The 21431-nt window shown below is 35.6% G+C and carries 24 protein-coding genes; 19 read left to right on the top strand and 5 right to left on the bottom strand.

Going from position 1 to position 21431, the window contains the following annotated elements:
• The first annotated feature begins 25 nt into the window (after positions 1 to 25).
• The 15 genes from ACS3UD_RS01950 (at position 26) to zupT (ending at position 11375) form a co-directional block, all read left to right on the top strand.
• The gene (locus ACS3UD_RS01950) at positions 26 to 442 is read left to right on the top strand and encodes a hypothetical protein (protein WP_308138011.1); all 417 of its coding nucleotides are present in this window, start codon (positions 26 to 28) and stop codon (positions 440 to 442) included.
• Between the two features lie 2 nt (positions 443 to 444).
• Positions 445 to 729: a hypothetical protein gene (locus ACS3UD_RS01955; protein ID WP_308138010.1), complete on the top strand. Its 285-nt coding sequence runs from the start codon at positions 445 to 447 to the stop codon at positions 727 to 729.
• Between the two features lie 376 nt (positions 730 to 1105).
• Positions 1106 to 1954 carry an AraC family transcriptional regulator gene (locus ACS3UD_RS01960; RefSeq protein WP_308138009.1) on the top strand — a complete coding sequence of 283 codons (849 nt, stop codon included), beginning with the start codon at positions 1106 to 1108 and terminating at the stop codon, positions 1952 to 1954.
• 13 nt (positions 1955 to 1967) lie between these two features.
• Positions 1968 to 2438 carry a hypothetical protein gene (locus ACS3UD_RS01965; protein ID WP_308138008.1) on the top strand — a complete coding sequence of 157 codons (471 nt, stop codon included), beginning with the start codon at positions 1968 to 1970 and terminating at the stop codon, positions 2436 to 2438.
• A gap of 66 nt (positions 2439 to 2504) precedes the next feature.
• Entirely contained in the window at positions 2505 to 3152 is a 648-nt protein-coding gene (locus tag ACS3UD_RS01970; RefSeq protein WP_308138007.1) for a phage head-tail adapter protein, read from the top strand.
• 254 nt (positions 3153 to 3406) lie between these two features.
• Positions 3407 to 4186, top strand: coding sequence for a 5'/3'-nucleotidase SurE (gene surE, locus ACS3UD_RS01975; RefSeq protein ID WP_308138006.1), 780 nt, complete (start codon positions 3407 to 3409; stop codon positions 4184 to 4186).
• Between the two features lie 150 nt (positions 4187 to 4336).
• On the top strand, positions 4337 to 4765 hold the full coding sequence (locus ACS3UD_RS01980; RefSeq protein ID WP_308138005.1) for a bacteriohemerythrin: 429 nt from the start codon (positions 4337 to 4339) through the stop codon (positions 4763 to 4765).
• Complete coding sequence (locus ACS3UD_RS01985; RefSeq protein WP_308138004.1) at positions 4755 to 5204, top strand: chemotaxis protein CheX; 450 nt, start codon at positions 4755 to 4757, stop codon at positions 5202 to 5204. Before ACS3UD_RS01980 ends, ACS3UD_RS01985 begins: the two co-directional genes overlap by 11 nt.
• A gap of 297 nt (positions 5205 to 5501) precedes the next feature.
• Positions 5502 to 6698, top strand: a complete 1197-nt coding sequence (locus ACS3UD_RS01990; protein ID WP_308138003.1) for an MFS transporter — start codon at positions 5502 to 5504, stop codon at positions 6696 to 6698.
• Between the two features lie 87 nt (positions 6699 to 6785).
• The gene (locus ACS3UD_RS01995; RefSeq protein WP_308138002.1) at positions 6786 to 7622 is read left to right on the top strand and encodes a DUF6544 family protein; all 837 of its coding nucleotides are present in this window, start codon (positions 6786 to 6788) and stop codon (positions 7620 to 7622) included.
• 226 nt (positions 7623 to 7848) lie between these two features.
• A complete protein-coding gene (locus ACS3UD_RS02000) occupies positions 7849 to 8220 on the top strand; it encodes a NifB/NifX family molybdenum-iron cluster-binding protein (protein WP_308138001.1) in 372 nt (123 codons plus the stop codon).
• Between the two features lies 1 nt (position 8221).
• A complete protein-coding gene (locus ACS3UD_RS02005; RefSeq protein ID WP_308138000.1) occupies positions 8222 to 9088 on the top strand; it encodes an ATP-binding protein in 867 nt (288 codons plus the stop codon).
• A complete protein-coding gene (locus ACS3UD_RS02010; protein ID WP_308137999.1) occupies positions 9060 to 9926 on the top strand; it encodes an ATP-binding protein in 867 nt (288 codons plus the stop codon). Before ACS3UD_RS02005 ends, ACS3UD_RS02010 begins: the two co-directional genes overlap by 29 nt.
• A 77-nt stretch (positions 9927 to 10003) precedes the next feature.
• A complete protein-coding gene (locus ACS3UD_RS02015) occupies positions 10004 to 10363 on the top strand; it encodes a NifB/NifX family molybdenum-iron cluster-binding protein (protein WP_308137998.1) in 360 nt (119 codons plus the stop codon).
• Positions 10364 to 10565: 202 nt separating this feature from the next.
• Positions 10566 to 11375: a zinc transporter ZupT gene (zupT, locus tag ACS3UD_RS02020; protein WP_308137997.1), complete on the top strand. Its 810-nt coding sequence runs from the start codon at positions 10566 to 10568 to the stop codon at positions 11373 to 11375.
• A gap of 90 nt (positions 11376 to 11465) precedes the next feature.
• On the opposite strand, the gene ACS3UD_RS02025 is transcribed toward zupT, so the two are convergent.
• From ACS3UD_RS02025 to ACS3UD_RS02035, 3 genes are read right to left on the bottom strand one after another with little or no spacing between them, the layout of a single operon-like run.
• Positions 11466 to 12956 carry a glycine betaine uptake BCCT transporter gene (locus ACS3UD_RS02025; RefSeq protein WP_308137996.1) on the bottom strand — a complete coding sequence of 497 codons (1491 nt, stop codon included), beginning with the start codon at positions 12954 to 12956 and terminating at the stop codon, positions 11466 to 11468.
• A gap of 57 nt (positions 12957 to 13013) precedes the next feature.
• On the bottom strand, positions 13014 to 14330 hold the full coding sequence (gene grdH, locus ACS3UD_RS02030; RefSeq protein WP_308137995.1) for a betaine reductase selenoprotein B: 1317 nt from the start codon (positions 14328 to 14330) through the stop codon (positions 13014 to 13016).
• An 11-nt stretch (positions 14331 to 14341) separates the two neighbouring features.
• Positions 14342 to 15667 carry a glycine/sarcosine/betaine reductase component B subunit gene (locus ACS3UD_RS02035; RefSeq protein ID WP_308137994.1) on the bottom strand — a complete coding sequence of 442 codons (1326 nt, stop codon included), beginning with the start codon at positions 15665 to 15667 and terminating at the stop codon, positions 14342 to 14344.
• Between the two features lie 364 nt (positions 15668 to 16031).
• Between ACS3UD_RS02035 and ACS3UD_RS02040 the strand changes: the two genes are divergently transcribed.
• Entirely contained in the window at positions 16032 to 16682 is a 651-nt protein-coding gene (locus tag ACS3UD_RS02040) for a TetR/AcrR family transcriptional regulator (RefSeq protein ID WP_308137993.1), read from the top strand.
• A gap of 95 nt (positions 16683 to 16777) precedes the next feature.
• Here ACS3UD_RS02040 and ACS3UD_RS02045 read toward each other — a convergent pair whose 3' ends face one another.
• On the bottom strand, positions 16778 to 17704 hold the full coding sequence (locus tag ACS3UD_RS02045) for a S66 peptidase family protein (protein ID WP_308137992.1): 927 nt from the start codon (positions 17702 to 17704) through the stop codon (positions 16778 to 16780).
• Between the two features lie 95 nt (positions 17705 to 17799).
• Positions 17800 to 18720, bottom strand: coding sequence for a radical SAM protein (locus ACS3UD_RS02050; RefSeq protein ID WP_308137991.1), 921 nt, complete (start codon positions 18718 to 18720; stop codon positions 17800 to 17802).
• A gap of 298 nt (positions 18721 to 19018) precedes the next feature.
• Here ACS3UD_RS02050 and ACS3UD_RS02055 point away from each other — a divergent pair, with 298 nt between their 5' ends.
• The 3 genes from ACS3UD_RS02055 to ACS3UD_RS02065 all read left to right on the top strand — a co-directional run bounded on the left by ACS3UD_RS02055 (position 19019) and on the right by ACS3UD_RS02065 (position 21399).
• Positions 19019 to 19807, top strand: a complete 789-nt coding sequence (locus ACS3UD_RS02055) for a zinc dependent phospholipase C family protein (protein WP_308137990.1) — start codon at positions 19019 to 19021, stop codon at positions 19805 to 19807.
• Between the two features lie 86 nt (positions 19808 to 19893).
• Positions 19894 to 20439, top strand: coding sequence for a rubrerythrin family protein (locus tag ACS3UD_RS02060; protein ID WP_308137989.1), 546 nt, complete (start codon positions 19894 to 19896; stop codon positions 20437 to 20439).
• Between the two features lie 153 nt (positions 20440 to 20592).
• Entirely contained in the window at positions 20593 to 21399 is an 807-nt protein-coding gene (locus ACS3UD_RS02065) for a DUF368 domain-containing protein (RefSeq protein ID WP_308137988.1), read from the top strand.
• Positions 21400 to 21431 lie beyond the last annotated feature (32 nt).

The raw sequence follows: 21431 nt of genomic DNA on the forward strand, positions 1-21431 counted from the left end.
AATTTATCTTAAAGGGAGGGATATTATGGCGTGTTTTTTAGTGCCGGCAGCTGAAGCTGTTGTCATAACTGTTATAAAAAAGAGTGTAAAAAAGAAAGAGATTTCAAAAATTAATTTAAAATCTGATGATGGAGTTCCTGACATCAAGACTGAAACAGGGTTATCATGGAGCCGTAAATTAAATTGGTTGACGAATCTTTTATGGGGAGGAGTTTTTCTTCTAGCCATTGAACATATTTGGCACGGAGAAGTAGTTCTCAGACCACCATTTTTGACTGCAATGAACAACCCTGAAAATATTGCACCTATGCTTCATGAAATTGCTACGGTAGGTGTTTCTATGGCGATTTTTGTTACTGCAATATGGAGTGTTATGGTGCTTGTATCAGATTACTTATATAAAACAACAGCTGCTTTTAAGCATGCTATGGGGGAGGAGTAAAAATGTATCTATTAATTACATTTTTTGCTGCAATTATTGCTACTATTGTTTGGTATGTACAAATGCCAAAGGACCCTTACAAAGTCAGTACGCTTAGCTTTATGTACTGGGGAGCTTCACTTATGTGGTTAGTGGATGGATTTTTCTGCATTGCTGAAGGAGAGCCTTTTTTAGAAATGAGTTTTAAGGATGCTTTATTAGGTTTTACCGCAGTTATCTGCGGGTTAATAGCGTGGATGACTATTCTTTTGGTTAAAGGTGATAAAATAAATTTTTTTTATAAGTAAATATTACATTTAATTATATTTAATAATATATAATTAGCTTTGAGTTAAACTGCCAAAAATAAAGACATTAGGATGTTAATGGCTTTATTTTTGGCAGTACTATTTTTGCTTGGAATTATACTGGTGTCTATTATGACGTTCCGGTGTTGTAAAATATGAGGAAAAGATATACAATTATAATAACGATATCCTGTACAATTGCCGAGATTATTTCAGGGGACATTTTCTCGCCGGCAGTGCTTGAAGCCTAATATTTATTTTGATTTTAGAATGATGTTTCATACTTTTAACATAATAAGCTCTCTTTTAAATGCATTAAAAGAGAGGAACTAAAGAGTAAAATAAACTACTATATTAACTATAAGGAGCAAATTATATGGAATGGATAGAGCGTCTAAACAAAGCAATAAACTACATCGAAGATAATATTTCAGAAGAAATCAGTTATGAGCAAGCGGCGAAGATAGCTTGTTGTTCTACATATCATTTTCAAAGAATGTTTTCGTATATGGCTGGTGTTCCTCTTTCAGAGTACATTAGGCGCAGGCGTATGTCGTTAGCTGCTGTTGATTTACAAGGTAAAGATGAAAAGATTATTGATGTTGCACTTAAATATGGTTATTCTTCGCCAACGGCATTTAATCGTGCATTTAAAGCCATACATGGAATAGCTCCATCATCATTAAAAAAGGATGGTGTAACAATGAAATCATATCCGCCTATAAGCTTCAAAATTACCGTTAAAGGAGTAGAGGAATTGAACTATCGAATTGAAGAAAAAGAATCATTTAGAATTGTGGGAGTTTCTCATCCGCTAAATAAAGAAATTGAGAAAAATTTTGCAATTGTTCCGCAAATGTGGCATACAGCAGCAATGGATGGTACCATCTCTAAATTGGCTGCCATGATGAATAATCAACCTATGGGACTTTTGGGAGTAAGTTTATGCAATGATTGTGAAGAGTGGAAATATTTTATTGCAGTTTCAAGCACGACTGAGATTGATGAAACTTTAGAAGAATACATAGTGCCTGAATCTACTTGGGCAATATTTGTTGGTAGCGGAACAAATATATCAATTCAAGAGTTAGAGCAGCGTATTATAACAGAATGGCTTCCTACTTCAGGATATGAGTATGCAAATGCCCCGGATATTGAAGTTTATCTAAATCCTGACCCTAATAATGCTCAATATGAAGTGTGGATACCTGTTACAAAAAAATAAGGAGGTGACAATAATGCCAGAGGTTTCATTTGAGGATTTTCTTGAAAATGTAGATAATAATAACAAAGATTTTGCATCTGAGGTAAATAGCTTCCTTTTAGAAAGTGGATGTAAGTGCAATATCAAAAGTGCTAAAAGTGGATTTACGGTTTCTTATCTATTTAACAAAAAAACGTTAGCGACTTTTTTATGTAGGAAATCAGGCGTGAAATTGCGCATATATCCACAGCATTTAGAGGAATATGAAAGTTTTTTAGGTACCCTTCCCGAAAAAATGAAGAAGGAAATTAAAAAAGCGTCTGTATGTAAAAGATTACTAGATCCAAATGATTGTAATCCGAAATGTGTAATGGGGTATGACTTTTGTTTAGATGATGAGCGCTACAAGAAATGCCGTTATGCGGCATTCCAACCTACACTTAACCAGGAGAACAACGTGTTTATTAAATCATTTTTAGTGCATGAATTGTCATTTTTTAAATAGCATAGCTGCTAAAAAAACTACATATGTATTTTCAGAATTTATACCTATGAGATAGAAGGAGAGTAAATGAAATCGAAACAGGAACGTTCTAGTTTATTTAAAACTTTTCAATCACAAATAAAGTGTAAAGATAAATTTGAGGAGGGTAAGATAAATTTACTTCAGCTCCGCAAAGAATTAAAAGAAATTGATGATTATATATTTGCAAACTGTGAAAAAAAAGACTACTGCATAATGCCGCTGAAATCGGATAAAACAATTGCATATTATTTATATCATCTAACCAGGATTGAAGATATTACATCTAACACTCTTATTTTAGGTAAGAAACAAGTATTTTTTGAAAATAAATATGATAGTTTATTAAGCAGCCCTATTAAAACTACAGGCAACGAGCTAAAAAGAGACCAGCTTGTTCAATTTAGTCTTTCCTTAGACATTAATCAGTTAAAACATTATGTAGATGATGTTTATGCAAACACAAATCAGTTAATTAACCAAATGAATTTTAAAGAGTCAAGGTTAAAGGTTAAAGATGTCAGGAAAAATGATTTAATAAAATTAAATGTTGTTTCTACAGATGAAAATGCTTTTTGGCTCGTTGATTATTGGTGTAAAAAAACATATGCAGGACTGTTTTTAATGCCGTTTTCAAGGCATCAAATGTTACACCTAGATGGCTGCTTAAGAATTATGCATAAAATAAAAAAGTAATTATTGAATTGATTTAGCAACACATAAATTCTTATTAATTCGGGTCTTTCTGTTGAAGAAATAGCTGTTCGCATGGATGTACCGATTGAATATATCAAAGAATCATTATGAAAAAGAATGCTTGAAGCTTATCAATCGGTATGAATGACGTTGCTTATTCTTACCTGTTAAAATAATTTTAGAAATTATTTGTCTACAATAATAGTATTTCATGATATAATGCATTTACTTACAATATGTGACAGAGGTGTATTATGATGAAAATTCTATTAACCAACGATGACGGAATATTTTCAGAAGGAATAAAAGTATTGGCTGATATTGTGAAGGACTTCGGAGAAGTTTATGTGGCGGCGCCAGACAGACAAAGAAGTGCTGTGTCTCACGGTATAACCATACATGGACCGATAATCGTCAAGAAATATGATTTCCCGGTTAAGGTAAAAGGTGCATGGAGCATAGGAAGCACCCCTGCCGACTGCGTACGTTTAGCACTTAACAATTTGCTTGACGAAAAACCAGATCTTATACTCTCCGGCATTAATAACGGTACAAATTACGGTGGTGACGTACTATATTCAGGAACTGTAGCCGGAGCCATAGAGGGCTACCAGTACAAGATACCGTCACTGGCTCTTTCATTGGACGGCAATAATTTTGATGTGTGCCGCATGTACCTTGGTGCTTTTTTAGAGAAGTATATTAAAACTTCGATGAATAGAAATTATATACTGAATGTGAACATTCCTTCCTGTAAACCGGATGAATTTAAGGGAGAGGTTTATGCAAGGCTATCTGCGCCGGGACAATATCCTTTCTATTTTAAAGAAGAAAAATTAAATGAGGAAACAAGTAGTTTCGCGCTTTGTATGAAAGATGCATCTAATGTTGAGGAGGACTCGGACATAGATTATGTAAAACAAGGATATATGTCAGTTACGCCTATAGCTCCCAACTACGAAAGTTCTAATTATGTGGAGCATTTGATAAGTACAGGTTTGGTGCAGAGGGCTACAGCGCTTGAAGCTGAATAGACCTTCGCATAGAGTTTTTAGTAAAAACAAAATCAGAATACCGGCATGTTAAAAAAGAACACAAGGTATTCTGATTTTGTATTATTAATTAAATTTTTAAAAATTATGCCGATATACTATATTAAGTTCTAAGAGAAGGGAAGGAAAATTATGCTTTGGAAAGACAAATATGAACTTGGTGTTCCTTTGATTGATAATCAGCACAAGGAGCTGTTCAGGCGTGTGGAGCTATTCATTCAGACAGTGAAATCATCTGCAGATTGGAATGAGAAAGTTAGCAAAGTAAATGAGACACTAGAATTCATGAAAGGATATGTGGTAGAGCATTTCAATGCTGAAGAAGGATACCAGAGAAGCATCGAGTACCCTGGATATGATATGCATAAAAAAATACATGACGACATGGTTAGTTATGTACTTAGTGTTTCTGAAGAATATGAAAAGAGCGGGTGCGATGAAAAATTAATGTTGCAGTTTGCAGGAAAGCTCTTGGCATGGCTCATAAACCATGTTGCAGCAGATGACCAAAATATTGCTTCTTACGCAAAGGAAAAGGGGGTGGACGGCAATGAGCGCTAATCTTTACAACTCATTTGTTAAAGCAACCCGTGATGTGTTTAAACTTATGCTTGATCTTTCGGACATAGAGGATAATCCTGCAGATGATTTTGTATGTGATGATTCCTTGGATATATCCATCGGAGTAACAGGAGACCTTGAGGGTGAAGTTATTTACAGGTTCCCTCCATCAACCTCACTAAGTATGGTTAATATTATGGTTGGAATGGATTTGGATTCAGTTGATGAGTTTGTTACATCAGCGATTTCTGAAATTGCAAATATTATAAGCGGAAATGTTCTTACGATGCTTTCTGATAATAAACTTAAATGTGACATATTGCCGCCAAAGCAAGGTTCATCTGATGAAGGCAAAGAGTATGATATACACCAGACAAGTTGCCTAACTACCTCTGTTGGCGGAGTTTGCCTTGATATAAAGTTAAATCAGGCTAACTGATAGTACTGGTATATTATACAATTATAAGATATAAAAGAAGGACTTGTTTATATATATTAACAAAAGCTTAATACTTTATAATCGGTTTCTGAAATATTGAGATTAAATCTGCATGCCAGTTCGCGTATGCAGATTTTTCTTATTATTTACAAAATATATATGCAATAATCTTCTTTATTTGTTGAAAAGTAAGCTGTATATGGTATTATGGAAATATAATTATTATATCTAAATAAAGAGGTGAGGGACATTATTTCTTCTAAAAGTAAATTAACATCGCTGGAAAAGCATTGGATCATGTATGATGTGGGAAATTCCGCATTTATATTGCTCGTATCGACTATTATACCTATTTATTTCAAGAATATTGCTACTGGCAGCGGCATATCGGCTTCAAATTCAACGGCTTATTGGGGATATGCAGTATCAATTTCAACGCTTATTGTTGCAATAATAGGGCCTATACTGGGAACGCTTGCTGACACGAAAGGATATAAAAAACCTTTGTTTACAGCATTCCTTTTGATTGGTGCAATAGGATGTGCCGCGTTGTCCATAAGTGCGTCGTGGTTTGTATTTCTTTTTATATTTGTAATTGCAAAGATAGGTATATCAGGAAGTTTGATATTTTATGATTCCATGCTGCCGGATGTAACGGCTGAAGATAAAATGGACTTGCTCTCTTCCCTTGGGTATGCATGGGGGTATATAGGAAGTTGTGTTCCCTTTACATTGAGTTTGGTTATTATACTTTTTTCAGATAAACTTTATATTACTGCTTCAAATGCAACAAAATTTGCTTTCATATTGACTGCAGCGTGGTGGGTTGCTGCTTCTTTTCCTTTGCTTAAAAATTATAGACAAATTTATTATGTGGAAACAAAAAAGAATGCTATACGGGAAGCACTTGTTAGACTGAAAAATACATTTATGGATATAAAAAACCAAAAAGAAATTTTTATATTTCTTATGGCGTTTTTTTTCTATATTGACGGAGTATATACAATAATTGAAATGGCAACATCCTATGGAAAAGATGTGGGCATAAGTGACAACAATTTACTGTTTGCTCTTTTGCTGACACAGGTTGTTGCATTTCCATTTGCACTAATGTTCGGAAAACTTTCTAAAAAATATAAGACAAAAGATTTAATAAATGTCAGCATAATAGGCTACTTTTTAATAACTATATTTGCGCTTCAGTTGGATAAGGCGTGGGAATTTTGGTTCCTGGCCGTGTGTGTGGCAATGTTTCAGGGAGCAATACAAGCTCTTTCCAGGTCGTATTTTGCTAAAATTATTCCTAAAGAAAAATCAAGTGAGTACTTTGGTTTCTTTGATATCTTTGGAAAAGGAGCATCATTTACCGGAGCGTTTATAATGGGATTAACCACACAAATCAGCGGAAATTCAAAGACTGGGGTTGCATCTATCGCAATAATGTTCATAATAGGTTATTTTATGTTTAATCGTGCTGTTAAAATGAATAGATAATATTTTAGAAATAGTAATTCAAAGCAAAATAACATTTGTATTTTTAAAGACAAAGATTTGGATAATATGAAAGGGGAGAAAAAGAGTATGTGGTATCTACTATTATCAGGATTATTTGTGATTGTATTATTAATATTATTTCTTTACATGCCGTATTCAAAGACAAAAAAAGAGTTTAATAATGTGATTGAAAACAGAGTTAAATCAATGAGCAAGACATTAGAAGTATTTACTGAAAATGATATGATAAATCTTCCGGAGCCTGTACAAAAATATTTTAAGAAATGCGGGTATATTGGTAAGCCTAAAATGAGTTATATGAAGGCATATTATAAAAATGTAAATTTTAAGATGTCACCATCTAAGACAATAAAGATTGATCATACTCAGTGCAATTTTGTAAAACGCCCTGAGCGCTTTGCGTTTATAAATTCTAATTTGTATGGTATTCCATTTGAGGGGCTTGATTCCTATGATTGCGGAATAGGAAGAATGAAAGGAGTTATTGCAAAGATTATAACACTATTCGATCAGAGAGGAGCTGAAATGGATAGGGCATGCTTAGTGACATATTTGTCTGAAAGTCTGATTTTCCCAAATGCAGCGTTGCAAGATTTCATTACGTGGAAGGAAATCGACAGCACGCATGCCGAAGCAGAGATAAGTTGCTACGGAATATCAGCTTCAGGTGTATTTACATTTGATGAGGACGGGTTATGGCGCAGTTTCAGAACAAATGATAGAATATCGGTCTCTATGGACGGCAGCGAGAGGAAGGCGCCATGGTCGGCAATAGTTGAAGACTATCATCAGAGCAATGAAATATGGGTGCCAAGAGTTGTTAGCTCTGTCTGGCATTATCCTGAAGGAGATTTTATATATTTTAATGAAAATGGTTCGAAAATATTAATTGAGCACTATTAAAAATTTTTTGTATTTATACTTTAAATAAATTGCAAAGATATAAAAACAAATTTTTGGGAAACCTCTAAAATGTTATTGACATATGTCAAATAAGGAGTATAATTAAAACATAAATGACATATGTCGATAACAACGATTATTTTATGCTGTAAAAGTTCAATAAGTACTTTGAATTAACATTTGACATGATGTACAAATGTGCGGTAAAGAAAAAATGGAGGCTTTTATGAAAATAGCAATACCCGTAGATAAAAAAGACATTAAAACAGAGGAGTGCGTGTCATTTGGCCGAGCACCTTACTTTATGATTTATGATACCGAAGCAAATGAAGCTGTGTTTCTTGACAACAGTGCGGCAGCTATGACAGGAGGAGCTGGAATTAAAGCGGCTCAGGCAATAGTAGACAGCGGGGCTGAATCGGTACTTGCGCGTCGATGCGGAGAAAATGCAGCTGAAGTACTTAAGGCTGCTGATATTAAAATATTTAAAACAAGGAGTTCTTCTGCAAAGGAGAACATTGATGCATTTATTGCGGGAGAGCTTTCTCAACTTGATGAAATACATGCCGGATTCCACGGACATCACGGAGGCAATTAATATGAAGATTGCTGTTCTGAGCGGTAAGGGCGGAACGGGAAAAACTTTAGTTTCGGTTAATTTGGCAGCCGTATCAGGTAATTCAGAATATATAGATTGCGATGTAGAGGAGCCAAATGGTCATCTCTTTTTGAAACCGGATAACGTTCAGGAAAAAGGAATTTATGTGAAAGTTCCTCAGGTTAATTATGATTTGTGTAACGGATGCCGTAAGTGTGTTGATTTTTGCAAGTACAATGCGCTCGCCCATATAAGAGACAGATTGATTGTATTTGAAGAGGTATGCCATTCATGCGGTGGATGTGCAATGTTATGCCCGGAAAATGCGTTGACGGAAAAAAACAAGTCAGTAGGTAAAGTGCTTGAAGGAAATTCCGATCAGATAACCGTGCGTACAGGGATGTTGAACACAGGAGAAGTTTCAGGTATTCCTATTATAAAAGATCTTCTTGATGAGAGCAATTTCGGTTCATGTAAGAATGTTTTTATTGACTGCCCGCCCGGAAGCGCATGCAGTGTAATGGAGAGCATCAAAGATGCGGATTATTGCATATTAGTTGCAGAACCTACCTTGTTTGGTGTGCACAATCTCAACATGGTTTATGAATTGGTTAAAATTTTTAAAAAGCCTTTTGGCGCAGTTTTAAATAAATGTACAGATGGAGAAAATCCCGCGGAAAGATTTTGTCATGAAAATAACATTAAAATTTTAAGCAAGATTCCATTTGACAGTGAGCTTGGAATGCTGAACTCAAATGCGGAAATTGCCGTATTTAAAAGTAAGAAATATAAAGAATTATTTTTAACTTTGCTCGATAAAGTGACACAGGAGGTGCAAAATGAAGCAGCTATTAATTCTCAGCGGTAAAGGCGGCACCGGAAAGACTACGATAGCAAGTGCATTTATAAAGCTTTCCGATGCTAAATCATATGCTGACTGCGATGTTGATGCGCCTAATTTACACCTTATAGCCGGACAAAACACCAATCCGGAAATAACGGATTATTATGGCCTCCCAAAAGCGGAAATAGACCCGGAAATATGCATTGATTGTGGCAAATGTGCCAGAAGTTGCAGATTTAGTGCCATATCTAAAACAGAAATGTATAAAGTCGATCCTTTTGCTTGTGAGGGTTGCGGTGTTTGCGAACTTGTTTGCCCTGTCAATGCGGTAAGCTTGAGACCATCTGTTGCCGGAGAGCTTATGTTGTATTCCGAAAATGAAAAAGTTTTTTCAACAGCACAGCTAAAAATGGGAAATGGTACTTCTGGGATGCTGGTAAGTGAAGTGAAAAAACAAATGAGATCAGCAGCTCCTAGTGCTGAATTATCAATAATAGACGGCTCTCCTGGAATAGGGTGCCCTGTTATTGCATCACTGAGCGGTGTTCACATGGTACTGATAGTTGCAGAGCCTTCTGTTTCAGGTATCAGTGATATGGAAAGGATAATAAATACCGCAGCTAAGTTCGGTGCAAGGGTTGCAGTCTGCATAAATAAATATGATATTAATTATGAAAATTCTGAAAAAATAGAAAAGTTTTGTAAGGAGAACAAAATTCCGTTTGTAGGTAGAATACCTTATGATTCAGAAGCTGTTAAGGCTGTTAATAATGGCCAAACCATTGTCGATGTAGAATGCAAATCCGGCACGGTTGTAAAACATTTATACAGCAAGACTATGGAATTGCTGTACAGCGAATGAAGTAGGAATAAAATAAGTTTAGGAAATGGTTGAGGCTAAATACCTTTTACCAGATAATATATATAAAGGAGATAAAAATGATAAAAATAGCAGTTGCCAGCGAAAATGAAAGAGTAACAGAACACTTTGGACATTGTATAAATTTCAATATTTTTGAAACTGAAAATGATGTTATTACAAAAGAAGAGTCAATTCCAAATCCGGGACACAGGCCGGGATTTTTGCCAAACTTTTTAAATGATATGGGAATTAATGTAATCATATCAGGCGGAATGGGAGGCGGAGCCATAGATATTTTTAATGAAAAAGGGATAGAAGTAATTGTTGGTGCCAGCGGTGATGCCAAGGCAGCAACGGAAGCATATCTTAAAGGTTCATTAAAATCAACAGGTTCAGTCTGCCATGAGCATCAACATCATGATGAATGCGGCGAATAATACGCCTACAATAAAGAAGTATTGATTACAGCGCACGGCATAGTCGGTTTCGGCTATGCCGTGTGTTTGTTCATTTTATGCTCTGCAGTATTTTGGCTGCCATTAATAACAAAAAATTAAAAAGCTGTTTATAAACAAGTTTATATTAGGATATTTCGGTGTATAATTAATTGTATGGAAATGACATTGAAAGGAGTATTATATGGAGCTATCTAATGTTATGTTTGCCTTTTTACTGACGCTTTTTGCCGGGCTTTCCACAGGGATAGGAAGTGTACTTTCGTTGCTTACAAAAAGGACTAACACTAAATTTTTATCTGTTGCATTAGGTTTTTCAGCAGGTGTAATGATTTATGTTTCATTTGTTGAAATCTTTGTTAAAGCAAAAGATTCTTTAATTGCAGTAATGGGAGTAAAAATGGGTGCTTGGGCAACTGTGGGAGGATTTTTTTTCGGTATTCTTATTATAGCTGTTATTGATAATTTGATTCCATCAACGGAAAATCCTCATGAAGTACATACGGTGGAAGAAATGGACGGAGAAAGTGAAGAACATAAATCCAGTTTGATGAGGATGGGTATGTTTACTGCACTTGCCATAGGTATACATAACTTTCCGGAAGGGCTTGCGACATTTACAGCTGCACTGAATGATCCAAGTCTTGGAGTGCCTATTGCATTTGCGATTGCAATACACAACATACCTGAAGGAATTGCGGTTGCTGTTCCTATATTTTATGCTACGGGCAGCAGGAAAAAGGCATTTAAGCTATCATTTTTATCAGGATTATCGGAGCCGATTGGGGCAATTATAGGGTATTTGATTTTATTCAGATTTTTTAATGATGCTATGTTTGGATTTATATTTGCATCAGTTGCAGGAATCATGGTATATATAAGTCTTGATGAACTTCTACCTTCAGCAAGAGAATATGGAGAGCATCATCTAGCAATATACGGGCTTGTTGGGGGAATGGCTGTGATGGCTGTAAGCCTCTTGTTGTTTATCTAAGAAATTTGTGGTAATAATGCAGTTAAAAACTCTTCCTGGCTAGGGGAAGAGTTTTTTATGGGTGAGTTTTTATATTTAAATTAGTTATTTTTATATTTCCGTTTTTAAAGCTTTCATTAGAGAAACCATTGCAAAAAGCATTACAAAAATAAATGGGAATGCTGCTGCGACTGAAGCTGTCTGTAACGCTTGCAATCCTCCTGAAAGCAGTAATGCAGTTGCAAGGAATGACTGAATTAATCCCCACAGAACTTTTCTATTTCTATTTGGATTCAAATTTCCTTCAGACGTTAACATGCCAAGTACAAATGTTGCAGAGTTAGCAGATGTTATAAAGAATGTACATAACAATGCAACTGTAACTAGTGACAATATGTTTCCAAGAGGATAGTATTTTAATACTTGAAACAAAGCTGTTTCAGGAGCTTCGGTCATAACTGCAATACCTTCAACCCCAACCTTATCAATTAAATTCAGTCCAAGGCTTCCAAAGGCTGAAAACCATACTATTGATGCAAGTGCCGGAGCTACTATAACCCCGCCTACAAATTCTTTTATAGTTCTTCCTTTTGATATTCTGGCGATAAAGCTTCCTACAAAAGGAGCCCATGCAATCCACCATGCCCAGTAGAATATTCTCCACCCTTCAAGCCATGAATTGTCGCCGAATGCACTTATTCCAAGGCTGTCTTTCAGGAAATCATTTAAGTATAATCCCAGGCCGTTAGTCATGTTGTTTATTATTCCCAGCGTTGGCCCAACAATTATAACCAATGAAAGCAACCCAAACGCAAGGTATAAATTTATATCTCCCAATGTCTTAATTCCTTTATCAATACCTGTTACAGCAGTCCAGATAAACAATACAGTGATAACTGATATTATTATTATTTGAACTACTGGTGTTTCTGGAATGTTAAAAAGATAGTTTAATCCACTGTTTATCTGTAAGGTTCCTAGCCCCAAAGACGTTGCAACACCTGATACTGTAGCAAAAACTGCTAAAATATCTATAAGGTTTCCTATTGGACCTTGAACCCTTTTTTCTCCTAGAAGTGGAATAAATATGCTACTGATAAGTCCCGGCTTATTTTTCCTGAACTGAAAATAAGCGAGAGCTAGACCTATGATGCTGTAATTAGCCCATGGATGAAAACCCCAATGCATAAAAGAGGTTTTTATTGCAAAGTCAGATGCCTCTAAACTTCCGGGGGCTATATCTCCCAGAGGCTTCACAAAATGAGATATTGGTTCTGCTGTACCCCAGAATACCAATCCAATACCCATTCCAGCTCCAAACAGCATGGCAAACCATGACGCTGTACTATACTCGGGTTTTGAGTCATCAGCACCAAGTTTTATATTTCCATACTTGCTGAATGCCAGAGCAACAGCAAAAATTACGAATATCAACATTGACAATAAGTATGACCACCCGAAGTATTTTGAAAGGAAGTGCAGCAAAGAATTTGCAGCACTGGCAAAGCTCGTTTGTCCTATAATTCCCCATAATACTATTGATGTTGAAAAAATGAGAGATATGTAAAACACTTTATTATTTTTTTTATTTATATCATTCATATTTCCTCCGCACCTTTAGAGTGGGGATGATTTTAATACATCCCCATATTAAATTAATTATATTTGAACCTTGAATACAGTTTGATCTGCAACATCAGTTGTCAAAGCATCTAAAGCAACGCCAACTCTATGATAGCTCATTTTCCATTGCTCTTCCTTACTTCTAGAAGGGTCTCCAAGCGGGTAAGGGATAGAGAATGTAGGAACTATTTTGTTCGCTCCCACTGTTTTAGCAACAGGAACAAGATTGCACATCTGAACAACAGGAAATCCTGCTCGTTCTATTTCTTTTACCATCGTTGCACCGCAACGTGTACAGGTGCCTCAGGTTGATACCATTATAACTCCGTCAACGTGTTCTTTTTGCAGATAAACAATCATTTCTTTTGCCATTCTTGCAGCCTCTCCCTGAGTAGTTCCGGTACCGACTGTTGAATAGAAATAATCATGAAGTTTTCCTATTTTTCCTTCTTTTTCATAAACTCTCAATACATCAAGAGGTACTATAACGTTTGGATTTCCGTTTGCAACTTCAGGGTCAAATCCAGCATGTATAGTTTTAAATTCGCCGCTTTCCAATTTATCCATACCTGCAATATTGTATCTTCCCCATCTTGTAGCTGAAGCAGACTGTATTCTGTCAGGATTATCAACAGGCACAATTCCACCAGAAGTAACTATTGCTATTGTTGCTTTTGATAAATCTTTAATAGGAGGAGCAATTTCAACAGTGTCCTTCGGTGGGATTGGAAGTTCTGTTGCAAATGGTTCGCCGTTTACTTTTTTAATAAGCATGTCAACAGCTCTGTCAGCTGCATATACAGGAGGGGTGGTCCATGTTACACTTCTTACACCTCTTCCGTAATATCCTTCTTTTTCTGCTGGAAAGAGCTCTTCGCCGTCTAGTATTTTCTTGCCGAAAGCTGCCATTTTCGCAACATCTTTTCTCATTGCAGCTGCACTAGCGCCGCCCTTGAAAATATATATATCCTTACGGAACATTTCAACTCCAGGGTTTTCTTCGTTCATTGAAGAAATAACAGGCACTTTGAACTCATTTAAAACTGCTTTTCCTATATGACCGCATGCACTACCGTACCTTCCTGCTCTAAATGCTGGTCCTGCAAAGAATATGTCAAACTCTTTGTCTTTTAAGAAACCTAAGATAGTTTTAACAGCTTCCTCTGTGTTAGATCCCATGAAATTATCGCCGCAAATTATTGTGTGGGTTACTTTTACATCATCTCCCAATTTTTTCTGCAGCTCTAAAGCCGGACCTACAAGTCCCTCTCTTATTTCAGGAGCGAAATCTGCCTTGTCTTCTCCGCCTATCTGACCAAAAAACTGATTTATATAAAGAATTGCCTTTTTCATTGTACACCTCCCTAAAATTCTTTTACTGTCTTAGGTGACCATCCGACTACCTGGTCTCCGCAGAACATAGAATTGTTTTCCATTATTATAGAACCGTCTTCTCTAACTGATGGTCCAAGAATTTCATCTACAGCCCATCCTCCGGCAAGTCCGTCCCTCTTCAGTGCATCCAGTTCTCCAAGAACTGTTTCCATAGGAGGAAGTTCAATCAACTGAGAAACATCTCCTGCTGATACGATTGCATCAGCTTTTTCATCCAGAGTAACCAACGGCTGTGATTTTCCGTCTCTTCCTGTGCATTCAGGTGTAAGGCCGACTGTCTTAACACCAGCATCTTCAAGCGCAACTATGCATGCAATGAAGTCAGCATCAGGATTTCCGTATCCTTCCTCTGCAACGATAGCGCTTTCAGCACCGATTGTTTTTGCAATTTGAGCTACAAACAGAGCTGATCTTTCTTTTTGCTCCATTGCAACATTTAAGTTTGATGTGATGATTCCAAGGAAATTAATTGTTTTGCCATGTTCCTTGTATAATCTTCTTATTACAGGGAAATTTTGAATATCATACGTAGACCATTTAGATGAACAAGGCATAAAGCTTCCAGAAATAACTGCTCCGTCCAAAATTTCATTTGGGTGCATTAAAGTAGGCAGCATTCTGTTGGCGTCCCATCCATATACCAAATCATTGTAGCCTAATGCTTCCATCTGTGATTGAAGTTGAAGAACCAAAACAACAGAAGGCAAATCGTTTACATTGCCTGTTCTTTTTGTCATAGAATCAAGCTCAAATACTTCTGTTTCTTCAGGAACTAAATCTTTAACGCATGAGCCTACATACTCAGCAAGTCTCATACCTGCCCATCTGAGCGCTTTGTTTTTCTTTTGCTGCTCATTTTTTTCGAAGTCTTCATCAGTATCAGCAACTAAAACAATGTTGTTCAATTGAGAATAGTAGGTGTACTTGGCGCCTTCACCGCTCATATCAATAAGTCCGTCCTGGAATCCTCCCCAGTGCTTGCCTACAGCTAGCACACTGCAGTTTTTTAATGCCAATGTTTTTCCGTTCCCTGCTTGCATTAAATCCCCTGTAACTCCAGGGAAAACAGGACCGCCACCTATTCTTGTCCTTGGTTCGATTGCTTCCTTAACAGGTACTATTCTGATTTTATCGCCTGGTTTTGCTATGTACAATTCTGCTTCTGTTATGTGTGCGTCCTCTTTAACAACCTTCAATGCTTCTTCTTTACTGATTGTTAAAAGGCCGTCTTTAAAGGATGTTTCACTTCCAAAGACGATGTCTTTGACATAAAAATTACCTAATTCGAGTTTCATCAATTACACTCCCTTCAATTTTTTGTTTTTAGGCAAACCTTTTTATTACTAGTTTTGCAACTATTGATTAAATCTAATTAATCACTCCTTCCTAGAATAAAATAAGTTGCAATTATAATGGATAGTTATATTGCCTTTACTAACTATTAATTTATATTATAACATAATCATGATTATATTTCAATCATGATTTGTTAAAATATTATCTATTTTTTGATTTTTTTATTTTACTAAAGTTAATAATAACCAAAATCGCATAATAATATCCAAAAACTCAGTAATTATAAAATTACAAATTATGTTGTTTATGAACATAAATTAATATATAATTGACATAAGTTAAATGGCAAAGGAAAGGTACATAATGGACAAAAATATTAAGAAAAAAAGGATGATGACGTATTTTATAGATGCGACAGATGAAATAATTAAGAATGAAGGAATTGAATATGTTACCATAAGAAAGGTTGCAAGCAATGCAGGATACAACAGTGCTACAATTTACAATTACTTTAAGAATTTGGATCATTTGATTTTGTTTTCTTCTCTGAAATATTTAAATGATTATACAGCGGCTCTTCCAAAATATTTGATGAATGCCCACAATTCTGCAGAAAGGTTTCTAAAGGTATGGGAGTGTTTTTGCTATTTTTCTTTTAAGAATCCGGAAATATATCATTCAATATTTTTTGCAAGGTTAAACGATGATCATAAAGAAGTGGTAAAGGAATACTATAATTTATTTCCTGACGATCTCGGAATACATTCCGAAGATGCTACAACTGAGATGCTCTTAAAATATAATATTTATGAAAGAGATATGATTCTGGTTAGTGAGTGCGTCAAAGAAGGGTTGATAAGAGCTGAAGATATGGAATCGATGAATGAAATGGCAACTATGATATATGAAGGAATACTGTTGAAGGTTTTAAACGGAAAAATTGATCCTGAGTATGCTTTGGAAAAAACTATGAAATACATTGTACATATTACGGATTCATTTTTAATAAAGTAAGTTATGTTTATGGTGTGCATGAGCAGGCGGAAGCCGGTAATATTCCGCCTGCATTTTATTTATAATAGCAGCACAACTAATTCTCTTTGCATTTTTTAGGTTAAGCTTACTGTAGGCTCTGTTATAATCAGTGTGTTTTCGAAAGTATTTAAATTGGCGTGAGCACCTATAGGAATTGTCATTTTATAATATCCGTGGCCTGAAGCGAGATTAGTCATCAATGGTTTTCCAAGCGGAACCAGTACGTCGTTTATGAGATCTTCATATGTTTTGCCGTAAGCATCCGGGCAGTTTGTGCACTCACCAACAATTATTCCTGCACAATCACGGAATTTGCCTGCATGAATTAAATGGGTTACGAGCCTGTAAACACGGCTTATTGATTCGTGAGTTTCTTCGATGAACACAATCCTGCCTTTAGTATCTACCTCGTAAGGAGTTCCAAGGGTATCCACAAATGATTGAAGATTTCCTCCTACTATGGTACCGCTTACGTTTCCGGGGACTCTGCTTACCAGTGGAATACCAGGCGGATTTTCCATTAATCTTGGAGATGTGAGTGTTGAAGTTGCGGTAAAAAATTGATTAAAATTATAAGCAGGAGTTGTGCTTCTGAAATCAATCAAAAGCAAACTGTGGAAAGTAATTAGATTTGACCATATATATAACACATTCAGCAAAACCGTTATATCACTGTATCCAGTAAATATTTTAGGATTTCTATTAATAAGGTTGTAGTCTAAGTAAGGAATAACATCCTTAACTCCAGTTCCGCCTCTTACAGGAATTATAGCTCTTATATTTGGATTTTCAAACATGCTCATTAAATCAGAAGCCCGTTGCTGTGGTGTTGCAGCCAAGTAACCCTCTGATGAGTATACATAATCTCCAACTAGCACACTAAAACCAAGATTTTCAAGAAATTGTATTCTTTCATTAATGGTAGCTTCATCTCGGGGACTACCAAGTGTCACAACACCGATGGTATCCCCGGCACGCAAGATTGGTGGTCGTATTGCCATTTTTCTGCCTCCGGAGAATTAATAAATTAGTATCACATATCAGTATATGAAAATAATTTATTTTTGTTAACCGCTGGTTTAAATATATGATTATATCATACTCCTTCGCAATTAAATTCCGGAATAAAGCTTTCGGATTGCGTTTCTCCTTCTTGTAAAAAACCATTTTCAATACCTATACTGATAGCATAATTTATCAAATCTTTATATTCTTCATCGGTTATTTTTCTGTCAATCTCAGGATGTTTTTTGACATTGTTCAGCGGAGTGTATTGATTCATAATACTTATATAAATTTTGCTGCCAAAAGTTTCATGTAAGTATCTTATTATATTCTTAGAATCTTCTAGATATCCTGGTAGCATCATATGGCGTACAATTACGCCTTTTAGCAGCATGCCTTCAGAGTCAAATTCGCATTCGCCAACTTGTCTTACCATCTCAGAAATCGACTTGGATGCAAAATTGAAATAGTCTTTGCAGTTTGAATATCTTTCAGAAATATTTGAATCCATGTATTTCAAATCCGGCAGATAGATATCAGCAATTCCGTCCAACAGTCCTAACACATCAGGTTTTTCATAACTTCCGGTATTATATACAATAGGAATATTCAGACCGTTTTTACGGCTGGAATTGACAGCTTCTATAATGTGGGGGACAAAATGGCTTGGAGTTACCAGGTTAATATTGTGTGCTTTTTTGTTCTGGAGCTCTAAAAATATCTCTGAAAGTCTTTCTGTTGTAATAATTTTACCTGCAGTACCATCAGCAATATTATGATTCTGACAGTAAACACATCCTACAGAACAGCCGCTGAAAAATACTGTTCCCGAACCTCTTGAACCGGAAATACATGGTTCCTCCCACATGTGAAGAGCAGCTCTGGCTACTACCAACCTGCTGTTTTCTCTACAATATCCTTTTTGCCCGTTGGTTCTGCGGGCATGACATTCCCTGGGGCAAAGCGTACAATCATCATATAGTTTTTTATAGTCTGTTAATTTAGCGTTCATGGCATACCTCTGATAAATAATAGAAATTATACCATTGAGCCGCTAATCCAGCAATAAGTATTTATTTATGACTAATAAACTGTTAAATCAATTTCAACAACGTTTGTCGTGTTGTAAATACCGTTTAAAAGCGGGAATAAATTTTTTAGAAATTGATAGCGGAAATGTTTGACTGAAATATTGAATAAGAAAGAAAATTGTATTAATATAATATTGACAAGTTAAGTAGGAGAAAACCATAATTTGAAAGAGAAACTACTTGCTTGAAAATATGAAAGTGATATAAGGGTGAAGAAAAATGCCTACTACATATGCTCATTACACATTTGGACAGGAAGTCTTAAAATTGATAGATGAAGACATTAATAAGATTATAAATAAAAATAAGGATTTGTTTAACATCGGACTCCATGGACCTGATATTTTGTTTTATTATAAGCCGCTGAAATCAAACCGCATAAGCAAGGTAGGACACAATTTACATGAAAGAATCGCCGCAGATTTTTTCGGAAATGCAAAGGATGTTATAAACGCTTCGTCTGATTATGAAGCTTCATTATCATATATATTCGGATTTATATGTCATTTTGTGCTTGACAGCCATTGCCATCCGTACATAATAAAAAATGAAGGGCGGATAATTACTCACAGCCACATAGAAACGGAATTTGACAGGGTGCTCATGCTTAAAGATAATTTAAATCCTGTTTTATTTAGACCAACCTCTCATATTAAATGTGATTGCGAATATTCGGAGGTAATATCATCGTTTTACAAAGAAATATCTAAGGGAGAAATAAAAGATGCGTTGAAGTCTATGAAACAGTGCCTGAATTTTCTTGTTGCACCTGGCAGGGTAAAGAGAAATCTTCTAATGCTGGGGTTGAAGATTTCAGGTAACTACGAAAATATGGTCGGATTGTTGATGAGCTATAGCCCCATTGAAGAATGCAATGAAATGAATGAAAAATTATATGAGATCTACAATGAGTCTACCAACTTAGCTGCAGAGATGGTTGACTATTATTATAGAAATCTAAAAGCCGATGGAAAGCTCGATCAGCGCTTTAACAGAAATTTTTTATAATGCTCCTCAGTGATATTTACTTAGTTCTCACACCTTATAATATTTTCTACATAAGATAGTGTATACTTATTTAAGGATGTGAACATATGGTTAATGATTTTATTAACAGCCAGACATATAAAAATCTACTAAATGCATATAACCTAGAATCGATTGAAAGCACACGTTATAGAATAGACGGTGAAATGGCCAGAAGGGAAGGATATCAACAAATTGCAGATATTTTTGATTTGACTGCAAGAAATGAACAGCAGCATGCACATATATGGATGCGTTTTATGTTTCAGGGAGTTATGCCTACAGTGTTGCAAAGCCTGTTTGAGGCGGCAGAAACAGAAGGATACGAAGGAACAGATTTATTTATGCAATACGCTGAAGTTGCCCAATCAGAAGGATATACAGATATAGCTAATATGTTTGAAGGAATAGCTGTAATAGAAAGGCACCAGCAGTATAGATTTAATCAATTGGCGCAAAATATGGCGAACAATCAGGTGTTCTGCAAGGAGAGCAACACTGTTTGGGTGTGCCTGATTTGCGGAAATCTGGTATGGGGAGACTGTGCTCCCGAGAGGTGCCCTATATGCGGATATCCTCAAGGATATTATGAGATTAACTGCGAGAATTACTAAAGAACATAAATAAAAGGGCAGATTTTTAACTGGAGGCAGTTTTAATATCTGTCCTTTTTTTTATGAGATTTTGCACCGTTTGTAAAAATAATGTTGATATAATGATGGAGTTTCTATATAATTAAAAAAAAGATGAAGAAGCTGGGGGAATTTATGGACTTTATATATGGGTTTTTGAAGGGTATGGCCCTAGGGGCAGGAGCAATTGCTCCGGGCGTGAGCGGAGGAGCTTTAGCTGTTATTTTTGGGCTTTACGATAAAATAACTAATTTTATTGCTCATTTGAACATAAATTTTAAACGCAATTTAATTTTTTTTATTCCCATTGGAATCGGAGCTGTAGTCGGTGTCTTAGCATTTAGCAGAATAATAGAATTTTTGTTTGCTAATTATGAAGTTGAGGCAAGATATGCATTTGTAGGCTTAATGCTTGGCACGTTTCCTATTGCTGTGAAAGAAGCAAATAAAAAAGGATTTAAAAAAGCATACATGATTCCGTTTATAGCATCATTTTTATTAACAATTGTTCTTACATATATAGGAAATAACTCCGTTAATGCTGTAATGAATGCTGGTAATGAGCCTGTTCATTTAATCCTATATGGATTAATAATTGGCTTTGGAACTATAATCCCTGGCGTCAGTGCATCTGTTATTTTAATGTATATAGGAGCATATGAACTTGTGATAGGAGCCATATCTAACTTTAAGATAATGTTTCTTTTCTTTTTAGGTATTGGATTTATCCTTAGCGTATTATTATTTGCAAAGTTGATTTCAATGCTTTTTGCCAAAATGTATGGCATGATGTACTATACGATACTCGGGCTTGTTTTAGGTTCAATTATTTCAATATTCCCGGGATTTGAAATGACATTTTTCTATATGATTAACATAATAATTCTGATTTCATGCTTTATTTTATCATACTCATTGGGCAGATATGCCGGTAACAGGTAAAACAATGAATCAAAAAACACCGCAGGGCTATT

The organism is Sedimentibacter sp. LTW-03 (assembly GCF_052059825.1).
Classification (GTDB): Bacteria; Bacillota; Clostridia; order Tissierellales; family Sedimentibacteraceae; genus Sedimentibacter.